We start from the raw sequence: 12,352 nt of genomic DNA, 5'->3' as shown, positions 1-12,352 counted from the left end.
GCTTTCAGATGCCGTAAGGGTCTTCCCCTATCGTGGATTCGATGTGCTCCAAGGCGTCCCGCAGCCCGCTGGGAGCCCTGCTGAGCGCTTTCCCCCGGCATGTCGTCCTGTTCAGAAATCCCAGCGCGCGAGCCGACGACATTTCTCCGACGACCGGAATCAGAGCCCTTGCGAGTTCTTCGGCATCGCCCCACGCCTCCACTTCCACATAGCAGGCCAGGAGCTGGACCCCGGAGATGTACCGGTACCCCGCCTGGGCGCCTTCCTCCTGACGCACAGCCCTCTGGAGAAAGGGGATGCCTTTCCCCGCCTGCCCGGATCTCCGCAGGGCACAGCCCTGATGCCCGTCGATCTCCTCAGAGGTGAACCACCAGGCCCAGGCGGGATCGTCCTCCCGGCCACTGTCCTGGATGAGCGAACGAGCACGCGCGAAGTACCGTGCGGCTTCCGTCTCCCGCGCCGAAGCCGACAGTCCCCGGGCTTCCCGCACGCGGAAGATCGCCTCGGTCCGAGGCGAAAGCCCCCCCTGCTCGATGACCGCTCGCGCGATGGCCACCTCTTCGCGCGGACGCCCCACGTGTCCGGCCTGCATGGCGATGTTCTGCATGATCAGAAGCTCGATGGACCGATCACCCGAGAGCCGCGCCAGGAACAACGCCTCCTGATTGAAGCGCCGCGCCGCCGACTGCTCCTCGGCATCGAAAAGGGCCCATCCCGCGACTTCGGCCAACTCGGCGGCAGCCGCCTGGACATCCCGCTCGCTCCGCCGGTCGTAAGCCGCCTCCCCCAGCCGCCGGTGGACCTTCTTGAACGACCGCGCGGCCACCTCCGCGATGGGCACCCCGTTCATCGCGTTGTCCAGCGCGACAAGATGCCGAGACATCTCCCGGATGGCGAAGGCGAGATCCTCACCTCTTTCCTCACGGGAAAGGGCAGGCTCAGGGGCGACGGCGATATCAGGGGCCAGTATCAGTTCCAGCCCTTCGGGCTCGACTCCCAAGAGTCTGGCCATCTTCGGCCGCTGATGCGGCTGGGGATCAGCCTCACCGCGCTCCCACCGCTGCACGGTACTGCGATCCACACACAAGGCTTCGGCGAAGCCCTCCTGGGTGTATCCGCACATCTTCCGGCGCTGCGCCAACCGCTTCCGCTTGCCTGCCATGTCCGGGCTCCGTCCGGCGGCTTTCGTCTGCCCTGGTGAGGCTACCCGGTGAAGCCAAAACGCAGCCTTGATGAGGCAGTTGTGCCGTGGTGTCCGTCGCCCCTCTCCGGTTGGCTTGCGGGACACGACAAGGACCCCCGCGACGCGGCGAACGTCCGGGGGCTGGCCATCAGCCTCTGAGGAGCTGACGACGGTGAGCAGTATCCCCGCCTTCTTACGACGGGTACTGGACGTACTGGCCCCAGGCACCGGCCGACGCCGCGCAGGCACCTGCCCCGCCTGCCGGAAATCCGTACGGCCCTCATCCCCCGTGGCCCGCGCCCACGCGTACACCCCCTGGCCGTCCCCGGAGCACACCCGGTGAACGCCGGTACGCCCCCCGAGCCGGGGCACTCCCGCCTCACCATCGAGACCTACCGCGTCCGCCCGGACGGCGAGCGCATCCCCCGCACCCCGCTCCGCACCTACCGCCCCGGACCCGGGCCCATCGTGATCGACTCACTCCGCTGGCCCCCGTGCCGCTGCCCGCGCTGCCGGAGCGGCGACAGGGCGAGTACCCGCCCCCCTACCGCCCCCGTACCGACACCCCATACAGATGATCCGGCGTCACCACCCCCGTCACCGCGCGTGCCACCAGGGACGACGGTTCCTGGCCCTGGTATGTGATGTCGGTGTTGAGGAGGATCACCAGCGTCGCCTGCTCGGAGGGGAGATAGACCGTCACCGTCTCGTAGCCCGGGAGGGAGCCGTTGTGGCCGATCCAGCCGCCGCTGTCGAAGATGCCGAGGCCGTAGCCGGTGCCGGGGACGCCGGTCGGGAGGAAGGTGAGGCGTTCGGACTGGGTGTGGGCGTCCAGGAGTTCGCCGGTGGCCACGGTTTTCGCCCAGCGGCGCAGGTCCTGAAGGTTGGAGATCATCGCCCCGGCCGCCCATGCCCAGGTGGGGTCCCAGTGGGTGGAGTTGGTGATCTGGCCGTCGAGGGTCTGGTCGGTGTAGCCCTGGGCGTGCGGGTCGGGGATCGCCGCGTCGGTCGGGAACACGGTGTGCCGCAGGCCCGCCGGGTTCAGGACCCGTTGCTGGATGACCTCGTCCAGCGGCCGGCCCGTCAGTTTCTCGATGACCAGGCCGAGGAGGATGAGATTGCTGTTGGAGTACTGGAAGCGCTCGCCCGGCGGGAAGACGTTCGGATGCCGGTAGCCGTACGCCAGCAGTTCCTGCGGGGTGAAGCGGCGGTCCGGGTCGCTCAGGAGGTCGTGGTCGAAACCGGCGTCGGAGGTGTAGGGGAACAGTCCGCTGCGCATCTCCGCGAGCTGCCGCAGCGTGATGTGCCCGCCGTCCGGCACGCCGGGCACATAGCGGGCGACGGGGTCGTCCAGCCCGGCCCTTCCCTCCTGCACCAGCTGGAGCAGCGCGGTGACCGTGAAGGTCTTGGTCTCGCTGCCGATCCGTACGTACAGGTCGTCGGTCATCGGCTGCCGCGTGGACGTGTCCGCCACGCCCGTGGACCGTACGTACTCGCCCTTGCCCGGCATCCACAGTCCGACCACCAGCCCCGGGATCTTCGCCTCCCGCTGTACCTGGGCGATGGCCTGGTCCAGCCGGGCGGTGAGATCGTCCCCGAGCCCCGACGCGGCGGCGGGCGGCGGCGCCGTCACCGGCACGACCAGCGCGGCGAGCAGCGCGGCGACGGAGAGCAGTCGGCGAGAGGGCGCGTATCGCGGGCGGAAGCGCATACCTGGGTACCTCTTCCGGATCGGGGGACCCGGCCGACACACCGTCGTCCCCAGTTACGCCGGACTTTCCAAGGATCGCCCGGGGGTGGGTGGGGCGCATGTCGGAAAGGATGTTCTCGTTCTCAGCAGTCCCCCGGCAGTCCCCCGGCAGTCCCCCAGTAGTCCTCCAGTAGTCCCCCGCAGTCCCCGTCCGAGGAGCGTGTGTGTGACCGGTCAACCCATTCCGGTGATCATCGACTGCGACACCGGTGTCGACGACGCCCTCGCCCTGCTCTTCGCGGTGCGCCACCCGGGGATCGAGTTGCGGGCGGTGACCTGTGTCGCCGGGAACACCGATGTCGACGGTGTCGTCCGCAACACCCTGACCGTGCTGGAGCAGGCCGGGGCCCCCGACATCCCGGTGGCGCGCGGCGCGGCCCGGCCGCTGATCGAGGAGCCCCGCTCGGCCCGCCATGTGCACGGCGAGGACGGAATGGGGGACCTGGGGCTGCCCGCGCCCACCCGGACCCCCTCCGAGTTGGACGCCGTCGCCCTGCTGCGGCGCGAGATCCTCGGCTCCCCCCGTCCCGTCACACTCGTCCCCACCGCCCCGCTCACCAACATCGCGCTGCTGCTGCGCACCCACCCCGAGGTCACCGCCCATATCGAGCGGATCGTCTGGATGGGCGGAGCCGTGGCCGCCGGGAACGCCACCCCCGTCGCCGAGTTCAACGTCTGGCACGACCCGGAGGCCGCCGCCGTCCTGCTCACCTCCGGCGTGCCGATCACCATGTACGGGCTGGATGTGTTCAATCGGGTCCAGGTCCCGGGCGAGGACGTACGGCGGCTGCGCGGATCCGGCGAGCCGGGCGCGCGGCTCGCCGGTGAACTCCTCGCCCACCGCCCCTCCGCCCCCGACCCCGCGCCCGACCCCGACCCAGACGGCGACGACCCGGCGGGCGGCCTCGGCGACGCGGGCGCGGTCTGCGCGGTCGCCGACCCCGGCGGGCTCACCACCCGGCGCCTCCCCGTCGAGGTCTCCCTCGCCCCCGGCCCGACCCGCGGCCAGACCATCGTCGATCTGCGCCCCCGGCACGGCGAGTCCGAGATCCACGACGGCGCCCGCCCGCAGCCGCTGGTGGACGTCGCTCTGGACGTGGATGTGCGGCGGTACGTGGATCTCTACCTGAGCGCGGTCGAGGGGCGGCCCGGCAGCCGGTAGCCCCGCGCCTCACCCGGACGGACCGGCGCGCTGGTGGGCGGGCGGGGGTGGTGGTGCCGTGGAGACCTGACCCGGGCCGGTACGGCGGTCCGGGCGCGTCCCGCACGCTCCCTGGAGGCACCCCGATGGCACTCCCGACGCTCAGCGCCCCGGCCGTCCGCGTGCTCGTCCTGGCCGCCGCGTTCGGCACGACCCTGCTGATGGTGGCGAGCGGCTGCGCGTACCAGGAGACGGCGCCGCCCCGCCCGTATCTGACCGAGAAACCGGCGGCGAAGGCGTCCCCGTCGCCCAAGCCGTCCGAGGGCGGCAGGCGCCCGGACGACGGCGGGGTGCGCGCGCTGAGCGACGCGCAGGCGCAGGCCGCGCTGATCACGGAGGCCGACCTCGGCGAGCCGTGGATGCCGACCGAGGGCGCGGCGACCTGGCGGGACGGCTTCCTGAAGGCGGCGCCCCGCGAACCGGAGTGCCGCCGCCTGATGGACGCCCTGTACGCCGACGACCTGCTCGGCGCCCCGGCGCGGGCCACGGTCGGCCTGGACGACGGCTACGCCGACGGACAGCTTCGCTACCAGGTCACCAGCGGCGCGCCCGCCGACCTCGACCGGTCGCTGGCGTGGCTGCGGAGCCTGCCGCAGATCTGCGCCAAGTTCGTGGCGGGCGGCGCGGGCGGGGCGCGGCACACGGTGACGGTGGAGGACGTACCGCTGCCGGAGACCGGGGACACCCGGCAGGGTCTGCGGGTGACGGTGACCCGGGACCTGGACGACGGCCCGGTCACCCTCACCCTGGACGTGGCCGCCGTACGCGTCGGCGACGACGCCCTGACGGTCACCAACGGCGGCCTCGGCGAGATCCTGACCGACACGACCACGGCCGCGGTGGAACTGGGCGCGGAGCGGCTGGCGGAGGTACGCCGACAGGGCCGGGTGCAGGTGTGAGACGTGCGGTGTGCGACCTGAGGTCTCACATCGGTGGCTGTGCCGGTGCCGGTCCCAGCGTCGTCGTCCCCGGCGCCGTACGGTGGCCCAGTCCCGTGCGGTACGCGTCCAGCGCCGCCTCCACCCGCCCGGTGCGGCGCAGCAGATCGCCCAGCAGCCGGCACAGGTCGGCCAGGTCGCCGACCGCGCCCGCCCGTTCCAGCAGGCTGAGCGCGCGGACGTAGTGCTCCTCGGCCGCCTCCGTGTCGCGGGCGTCCTCGGCGATGATGCCGAGCAGCCGGTGGGCCGCCGCCGCGTGCACCGCGCCGCGCTCGGGCGAGAGGTCCCCGAGCACCTCCCGCAGCAGCTCCGCCGCCTCCGCGGACTTGCCGCGCCGGTGCAGCACATCCGCCAGCTCCACCGCCGCCTGGCTGCGGTACAGCGCGGCCCGGGTCGCCGACAGCATGGTGAGCGCCTCACGCAACTCGCCCTCGGCCCGCTCCAGTTCCCCGTTCTGCGCGCACACATAGCCGCGCATCCAGTGGCAGTTGGCGAGTTCCGTACGGATCTGGAGCTGGCGGTACATCTCCGCCGCCTTGGCGAGGGAGGCGTCCGCCTCGGCGATCCGGCCCTCGGCGAGCAGTGTGCGGGCCACCTGCCGGTGCATCCGGGCGACCAGCGCCGGGTCCCCGGCCTGTGGGGCGACGGACAGCGCGAACTCCGCCGCCTTCGCCGCCCGCGCGTGGGCGCCCATGTCCATGTACGGGCCGATGACGCTGGCGTAGAGCAGCAGCAGCGCGTCCGGGTCGTGCAGCCCGCCGCGGTTCAGCTCGTCGAGGGTGGACTCCAGCAGATAGACGGCGTAGCGCAGCTCACCGGCCAGGTAGTGGGATATCGCCCGGCCGCGCAGCGCGGGGACGCGGGCGGTCAGCGGCTGGCCGTCCTCGCCGAGCACCTGCTCGGCCCGCTCGAAGAAGCGCCGCGCGGCCCCTATGTCCCCGGTGTCGAGACCGCACTCGCCGAGCCCGAGCAGCGCGGTGGCCTGTTCGGCGGCGAGGGCGTGGGCGGTGGCCTCGGTGAGCAGCGCGGTGTACTGCTCGGCGGCCTCCTCGGCGGCGCCGGTGGCCAGGGTGCGCTGGGCCTCGGTGAGCCGTAGCCGCAGATCGGTGGCGAGATGGGCGGGGCGGCCGGTGGCCAGCTCCTCGAAGCCGACGCCGAGCCGGTCGGCGAGATGGCGCAGCGCCTCGTCGGAGGGGCGGACCCGGCCGGCCTCCAGGGTCGAGATGTAGGCGGGGGTGTACGCCGGTTCGGCCAGTTGACGCTGGGTCAGCCCGCGCTCATGGCGCAGTCGCTGCACCCTGCGCCCGATGATCTCGGGCTCGTCCCGGTTCGCCATGCGTTTAATCATGCCAGTAAGTCCACTTACCGATAGGCGACTTGGGCGCCCCGGGGAACACGAGTACCACCTCCGCCACCCCGTCCGCCCGTATCCGCGTCCCCACCTCCCGCGAACCATCGGTGAAATGACGTAACCCGCCCGTCGCCCCTTCCGGTCGACCGCCCCGAAGCTCTACGTTAGGAGCTGGATTAAGGGCGCTTAACACGCCACTGTCACCCCCCTGCGAGGTTGCCGTGCCCGGACGTACCACCGCCCGCAACGGACGCCCTCCCGCCCGCTACGCCAGGGCCGTGGCCGCCGCCCTGATCGCCGCGACGGCCCTGATCGCGGCGGCGAACGCGGGCCCGGCGAAGGCCACGCCGGAGGAGGATCTGGTGACGCGATCAGTACGGCCGTGACAGGGCGGCGGAGGCGCCGGGCGAGAACCTGGTGACCAGATCGGTACGGCCGTGACAGGACGGCGGAGGCGGCGGGCGCGATCCGGGTGACGGGATCGGTACGGCCGTGACAGGGCGACGGAGAGGCCGGGCGCGACCCGGGTGACGGGACCGGTACGGCCGTACGACGTCACCTCACGGTCAGGCGCCCTGCATCTGCGCCAGCTGCCTGCGCACATGGTCCAGGGCGCCCGCCCGGCGCCCCGGCACCCGGCCGCGCAACTCCGCGAGCGCGGCGCCGAGTTCCCGGGCCCGTGCCGGGTCCCGGACACAGCCCCACTGGTGGTGGGCCCGGTCCACGGCCGCCTCGACGGCGGGCGCGTCCACCGCCTCGCCCGCGCCCAGCCGGGCCGCCGCCACATCCAGCCAGGTCCGGCAGCTACGCACCGGGTCCCCGGCCATCATCGCCAGATCGGCCCGTACCTCCGCCCAGTGCAGCGCCTCGCCCGACCCGGCCCCGTGCGCCCCTACGGCGGCCCGCTCGCACCGGGCGGCCAGCGCGTCGGCGTCCTGGTGCCGCCCGGCGCGTACCGCGTCCGCGACCACCGAGTGCGGATCACCGGGCAGGTCGGCCGCCGCCGGGCGGGGACCACCACCGCCCGCGTCCACCGGACGCGGCAGAGCGCCCCCCGCCCCCGCCGGCACGCCGCCCCCCGTACTGATCACGATCATCCCCGGCGCGCGCCCGCCCCCGCCGCCGTCCTCCTCGCCCATCCTGGCGAGGGCCTGCTCGTGGAGGTGGGCCAGCGGCGGCCGGTGCCCGCTGCGCAGAATCGTGGCGACGGCCCTCATGTACGACGGCTGCGCGACCGTACGGCGGCCGGGCGGCGGCGCGATCCGGCCGTAGACGGCGTGGCCGGAGCCGCAGTCGGGGGGCTGTCCGTCGAGCAGCCGCCAGCAGTCGGGGTCGGCGTGGAGATCGAGCACGAGGGCGGTGCTGCCGGGGGTGCGCAGCCGCAACTCCTCCCGGAACCAGTGCCAGGGGAACGCGGTGTAGCGCACGGTGGCCGGTGTGGTGCGGGCCAGCGCAAGATGGGGCAGCCGCTGGCGCCGGTCGAGCTGGAGCTGTCCGGCGACGAACACGGTGAGCGGTTCCGGCGCCGCGGCGGCGGCCCGCAGCCGGGTCAGCACGGCCTGCGGCTCCAACGGGTCCGCCAGCTCCACGACATGGGCGGAGTCCGCCCCCGCCAGCACCCCCGGCGCCACGGCGGACAGCACCGGCAGCACCTCGGCCGCCGCGACCAGCCGCCCGCGCCCCACCGGAGACCCGGCGATCAGCAGCACGGTTCCACCCATGTGGCCCCTCCTCGACGTTCACGTCCACCCAGCAAGGTAACGCGCTTGCGTTCCGCGAACGTTCAAGTCCCGCTTCCGAGCACCCTTCCGTCCCGGTCGAGCACCTTCCCGTCGAGCAGCCTCCGTACGGCGAAGACGGTGGTGTCGTCCGCGAGCCTCCCCCCGCAGTGCCGCAGCACCCCTTCCCGTACGGCCGCCACCAGGCGCTCCGGCGCCACGCAGCGGACGTCCACGCGGACCGCCTCGGCGACGGCGGACTCCAGGGGGAAGAAGGCGCCGTCGGCGTCCCGGGCCTCGGTGACCCCGTCCGTGGTGAGCAGGACGGTCTCGCCCCGGCCGAGGACGACATGGTGGGGAGCGGGCCGCCCGGCGCCAGGACGGCGTTCGAGGTCGGCGAGCCCGAGCGGGAGGGAGTCGCCCGGTGCCAGGGCGCGGACCCCGCCGGGGCCGACCACGAGCGGCGGTTCATGACCGAAGTTGATCAGCCGGAGGGCGCCCGGGTCGTCGTCCGGGAACTCCAGCAGGAGGGCGGTGGCGAACCGGTCCTCGTCGTCCCGCCCCAGCTCCCGCACCCGGCGCCGGTGCCGGGTCATACGGATGCCGAGCCGTTCACCGACGGTGGCGAGATCCGGCTCGTGGTAGCCCGCCTCACGGAAGGTGCCCAGCAGCGCGGCGGCGGCCTCGACCGCGCCCAGCCCCTTGCCCTGCACATCCCCGAGCAGGACGCGGGTGCCGTGCAGGCCGGGCTGGATGTCGTAGAAGTCGCCGCCGACCCGGACCTCGGTGTCGGCCGCGAGATACACCTCGGCGTGTTCCAGCCCGCCCCAACCGGACGGCAGCGGGCGCAGCACGGTACGGCGGACCGTCTCGGTGACGTCCCGCATCCGCAGCACATGTTCCTCACCGCGCACCCGGACCGCGCAGGCCAGGGTCGCCAGGACCCCGCCGATGGCGATCAGGGTGAAGTCGGAGAGCCGGGGGGTGAAGCGATCGGGCCAGAGCGCCTCGACGAAGAGGTAGGCGGCCAGCACCAGCCCGGTGAAGGCGGCGGTCGTCCCCACACTGCACAGCGCGGCGGCGATCCCGGGCACCAGCACCACCCAGGAGATGATCCGGAACTCGGTGCCGGTCCAGTAGTCGATCGTCACGATGGCGATGAGCAGCAGCAGCGGCGGCACCCAGGTGACACTGCGGCCACGGATACGCAGCGTGCGGTACTGGTGCCACAGCCCGCTCCGCCCCGTCCACGGCAGCCGGTCCAGCGAGCGCCGACCGGTTCCGTCGTTGCTCACGGGTCTCAGCGCCCGGTCGCCCCCGGACCTCATAGGGCCAGCGAAGCACGCCCGGCGCTCCCGCGCATCCGGCCGGAGGTCCTTCACCCGACCGCTACCGTCCCGACCGCTACCGTCCCGACCGTGCCGGGACGGCCCGCGGACTTGCCAGGCGGTGCGCGCAGGTGTGCTCTGGAAGGCGGGGGCGAGAGAGAGGAGTGCGCTCATGGCTCATGCCGCACCCGCGCCCGGCGCGTCCCCGGGCTCCCGGCTGCCCGATGTGTTCAGCGCCCGTGCCCACGGCATCGCCCGGTGGGCGGTGCCCGCCGGAACCGGACTGGTCTACGGCTACTGGGTCGCCGCCAACAATCGCTCCGGCGGACCCATCACCGGCTGGAACGTCCTGCTCGGCCTTGTCGCGGCGATCGTCTTCGCGGCCCTGTGCTACGCCCTGCTCGTCGCGGCCCCGCGGATGCGGCGCGAGGTGCACGCCCTGCTGTGGGCGGCGTTCGGCGGCTGCGCGTTCGGCTTCCTGTACAGCGAGGGCGGGGCGGCGATCCTGCGCTCGGTGTTCATGTCACTGGCGGTGGCGGCGGTGGTGTTCGTCGTCCTCTTCTACCGCTACTACACACATGAGGACGCGGAGGGCCATCGGCTGAGCTGAGAGGGCCATCGGCTGGGCTGGGGAGAAGGGTCCGGTCGGCATCCGACACGACACCGACAGGGCCCCTGTCCCATTCCCCTACGCCCTCCCCTCAGTGCCCACCGATCCAACTGCCGTCGGCCCAGCCGCCGGTGGCCCATGCCTCGTCCCGACTCCAGAGCCGGTCACCGGGGTCACTGTCCTGACGGTCACCGCCGTCGTGGGTTTCGCGCCCGTCCTCCTCGGTGTCCCGACCGTTCTCGGTGTCCCGACCGTCGTGGCTGCCGCCACCGTCGTCCTCACTCCAGAAGTCCCCTTCGGACTCGTGCTCGTGCTCGCGCTCGGACTCGGACTCCCAGGAACCCCACGAGTCGGAGGACTCGGACGACTCCCACTCCTCCCCGGAGTCGGACCTCTCGCGCGAGAACTCCTCGGACGAGAACTCCTCGGACGAGTCCCGGGACGACTCCTCCCGGAAGGAATCCCAGGAGAACTCCTCGGACCCCTCCCACGACTCATCCCGCGACGACTCACGCGACTCATCCCGCGCCTCGTCCCGCCCGTCGCGGGAACCGCCGTCATCCGACCGCCGCCCCCAATACGGCTCGTCCCAGTTGCTCCACGCCCCGTTCTTCCACTCGGGACAGGGATCGTCACAGGTCGGCACGCCCGCGCGCCCGACGTCGACGAAGGCCGAGTTGGCCCACGCCTGGGCGCCTTCGAGCCAGTACCAGTAGGAATGCCCGTCGATCCGCTGCCCGCGGACCGCGCACTCGACGCGTTCCCGGCTGCCCCGCGCCGCCCAGTCGACGACGGGGGAACGGGTGGTGGGCGCCTGCCGCAGATTGAGTTCGCCACGGGAGACGATGGTCCCCCGGATCGTTCCCTTGTCCCTGCCGCTGCCGCCGCCGCGGTCACCGTCGGTGAAGGTCGGCGGGGTCGCCGCGCTCGCCGTGGCACCGCTCGCCAGGGCGGCGAGGGCGGTACCGGTGAGCAGGGTGGCCGCGGTCAGAATCCGCAGGGCCGGAGTGGGTCGCATGATCGGCCTCCTTCTCCCCGGGAACAGACAACACCGGCGCGGGCCGGCTCTCCACCGGAACGGCTCGGTCCCGGGGGGCCGCGCCGGGCGGTGGTCCGTTCGGTGAACAGGCTTCGCCCGTACGGCCGACAGCGCTCGCGGCGCCCGGCGGCACCCCGTTGCCTGGAGACATGCCCCCGCGACAGCAGTTCGGCCGTTCGAGTGCCGGGCGCCTGCGCGGCACCGTGTCGGCGGTGCTGCTGATCCTGGCGTGCGCGCTGGTGCCGCTCGGGGCGCTGGCGGGCTGGGTGACGTACGGTCTGGCCGACGGTGACCGCTATGTCCGTACGGTGGCGCCGCTCGCGGCGGACCCGGCGGTGGAGGACGTGGTGGCCGACACGCTGGGTACGGGGCTGGCGCGGCGGGCCGGGGTGGGCGAGATGGCGCCGTTCCTGCGGGACGCGGTGCGGTCGTTCACCCGGACGGACGCGTTCCAGGTGGGCTGGGACGAGGCGAACCGGGCCACGCACGACGCGGTGCTGGACGCGGTGCGCCGGGGTGAGCGGGGCCCGGTGACGGTGGATCTGGCGCCGGTGGCGGACGCGGTGGAACGACAACTGGCCGAGGACAACGCGTTGGTGGGCCGTCCGCGGCTGCCGGTGGGACATGCCGAGGTGGCGGTGCTTCCGGCGGCGGATCTGGGCCCGTTGCGAAAGGGACTTCATGTGATGCAGGTCGCCGCGGTCTGGCTGCCCCTGACGGCGGTGGCGCTCGCCGTCGCCGCCATCGCCCTGGCGGCCCGCCGCAGACGGGCGCTCACCGCGATGGCGCTGGGGGTGGCGGCGGGGGGTGCGCTGCTGGGCGTGGCGGTGGCCCTGGGCCGCCACCTGACACTGGCGGACCTGCCCGCGGACATGCCGGAACCGGCGGCGGGGGCGGTGTACGACGCCCTGACGTCCACCTTGCGCACGGTGTCGTGGCTGCTGCTGGCGCTGGGGGCGACGGTGGCGCTGGCATGTCGCCTGGGCCGACCGCTGCGACGGGGGACGGAGCGGACAGAGGCGGTGACGCCGGTGACGCCGGTGGAGGCGAGGGAGGCAGGGAAGGCGGGGGAGGCGGTGACGGCCAGGGGCCCGGAGACTCCACATCCCCCTCCCCCTCCCCCGCTACTCCCACCACACCCCCCTTCCACACCCCCCACCTCCCCCTCAAACCGAAAACTCCCACTGTCTTGACAAATAAATTTGTCGGTACGATCCTGGAGGGGACGCGAACG

The 12,352-nt window shown here is 73.1% G+C and carries 11 protein-coding genes; 5 read left to right on the top strand and 6 right to left on the bottom strand.

All coding sequences use genetic code 11. The annotated features are described in order from the left end of the window. Window positions 1-4: 4 nt before the first annotated feature. Window positions 5-1,162, bottom strand: a complete 1,158-nt coding sequence (locus tag AB0D49_RS32465) for a helix-turn-helix domain-containing protein (RefSeq protein ID WP_362764519.1) — start codon at window positions 1,160-1,162, stop codon at window positions 5-7. A gap of 565 nt (window positions 1,163-1,727) precedes the next feature. Further along, on the bottom strand, window positions 1,728-2,894 hold the full coding sequence (locus AB0D49_RS32460) for a serine hydrolase domain-containing protein (RefSeq protein WP_362764517.1): 1,167 nt from the start codon (window positions 2,892-2,894) through the stop codon (window positions 1,728-1,730). 205 nt (window positions 2,895-3,099) lie between these two features. On the opposite strand from AB0D49_RS32460, the gene AB0D49_RS32455 reads away from it, so the two are divergent. Next, window positions 3,100-4,095, top strand: a complete 996-nt coding sequence (locus tag AB0D49_RS32455) for a nucleoside hydrolase (RefSeq protein ID WP_362764514.1) — start codon at window positions 3,100-3,102, stop codon at window positions 4,093-4,095. Between the two features lie 125 nt (window positions 4,096-4,220). Then, on the top strand, window positions 4,221-5,033 hold the full coding sequence (locus AB0D49_RS32450) for a hypothetical protein (RefSeq protein WP_362764512.1): 813 nt from the start codon (window positions 4,221-4,223) through the stop codon (window positions 5,031-5,033). A 25-nt stretch (window positions 5,034-5,058) separates the two neighbouring features. Here AB0D49_RS32450 and AB0D49_RS32445 read toward each other — a convergent pair whose 3' ends face one another. Continuing rightward, on the bottom strand, window positions 5,059-6,408 hold the full coding sequence (locus AB0D49_RS32445; RefSeq protein ID WP_362764509.1) for a helix-turn-helix transcriptional regulator: 1,350 nt from the start codon (window positions 6,406-6,408) through the stop codon (window positions 5,059-5,061). A gap of 236 nt (window positions 6,409-6,644) precedes the next feature. On the opposite strand from AB0D49_RS32445, the gene AB0D49_RS32440 reads away from it, so the two are divergent. Next, window positions 6,645-6,809, top strand: coding sequence for a hypothetical protein (locus AB0D49_RS32440; RefSeq protein ID WP_362764506.1), 165 nt, complete (start codon window positions 6,645-6,647; stop codon window positions 6,807-6,809). A gap of 180 nt (window positions 6,810-6,989) precedes the next feature. Here the strand turns inward: AB0D49_RS32440 and AB0D49_RS32435 are convergent, their stop codons facing one another. Both AB0D49_RS32435 and AB0D49_RS32430 read right to left on the bottom strand, forming a co-directional pair. Continuing rightward, the gene (locus AB0D49_RS32435) at window positions 6,990-8,144 is read right to left on the bottom strand and encodes a hypothetical protein (RefSeq protein WP_362764504.1); all 1,155 of its coding nucleotides are present in this window, start codon (window positions 8,142-8,144) and stop codon (window positions 6,990-6,992) included. A 62-nt stretch (window positions 8,145-8,206) separates the two neighbouring features. Continuing rightward, the gene (locus AB0D49_RS32430; RefSeq protein WP_362764501.1) at window positions 8,207-9,436 is read right to left on the bottom strand and encodes a PP2C family protein-serine/threonine phosphatase; all 1,230 of its coding nucleotides are present in this window, start codon (window positions 9,434-9,436) and stop codon (window positions 8,207-8,209) included. Window positions 9,437-9,641: 205 nt separating this feature from the next. On the opposite strand from AB0D49_RS32430, the gene AB0D49_RS32425 reads away from it, so the two are divergent. Beyond that, the gene (locus AB0D49_RS32425) at window positions 9,642-10,079 is read left to right on the top strand and encodes a hypothetical protein (RefSeq protein WP_362764498.1); all 438 of its coding nucleotides are present in this window, start codon (window positions 9,642-9,644) and stop codon (window positions 10,077-10,079) included. A 91-nt stretch (window positions 10,080-10,170) separates the two neighbouring features. On the opposite strand, the gene AB0D49_RS32420 is transcribed toward AB0D49_RS32425, so the two are convergent. After that, window positions 10,171-11,097, bottom strand: a complete 927-nt coding sequence (locus tag AB0D49_RS32420) for a hypothetical protein (RefSeq protein ID WP_362764495.1) — start codon at window positions 11,095-11,097, stop codon at window positions 10,171-10,173. Window positions 11,098-11,267: 170 nt separating this feature from the next. Between AB0D49_RS32420 and AB0D49_RS32415 the strand changes: the two genes are divergently transcribed. Continuing rightward, complete coding sequence (locus AB0D49_RS32415; RefSeq protein WP_362764492.1) at window positions 11,268-12,311, top strand: hypothetical protein; 1,044 nt, start codon at window positions 11,268-11,270, stop codon at window positions 12,309-12,311. Window positions 12,312-12,352 lie beyond the last annotated feature (41 nt).

Source organism: Streptomyces sp. NPDC048290, from assembly GCF_040652095.1.
GTDB lineage: Bacteria > Actinomycetota > Actinomycetes > Streptomycetales > Streptomycetaceae > Streptomyces.
The sequence above is the reverse complement of the archived record's forward strand: the minus strand, read 5'-3'. Positions and strand labels throughout refer to the sequence as shown.

Coding starts and splice junctions, on each gene's coding strand:
- AB0D49_RS32465 (WP_362764519.1), bottom strand. CDS start 1,162: ATGGCAGGCAAGCGGAAGCGGTTGGCGCAGCGCCGGAAGATGTGCGGA.
- AB0D49_RS32460 (WP_362764517.1), bottom strand. CDS start 2,894: ATGCGCTTCCGCCCGCGATACGCGCCCTCTCGCCGACTGCTCTCCGTC.
- AB0D49_RS32450 (WP_362764512.1), top strand. CDS start 4,221: ATGGCACTCCCGACGCTCAGCGCCCCGGCCGTCCGCGTGCTCGTCCTG.
- AB0D49_RS32445 (WP_362764509.1), bottom strand. CDS start 6,408: ATGGCGAACCGGGACGAGCCCGAGATCATCGGGCGCAGGGTGCAGCGA.
- AB0D49_RS32435 (WP_362764504.1), bottom strand. CDS start 8,144: ATGGGTGGAACCGTGCTGCTGATCGCCGGGTCTCCGGTGGGGCGCGGG.
- AB0D49_RS32425 (WP_362764498.1), top strand. CDS start 9,642: ATGGCTCATGCCGCACCCGCGCCCGGCGCGTCCCCGGGCTCCCGGCTG.
- AB0D49_RS32420 (WP_362764495.1), bottom strand. CDS start 11,097: ATGCGACCCACTCCGGCCCTGCGGATTCTGACCGCGGCCACCCTGCTC.
- AB0D49_RS32415 (WP_362764492.1), top strand. CDS start 11,268: ATGCCCCCGCGACAGCAGTTCGGCCGTTCGAGTGCCGGGCGCCTGCGC.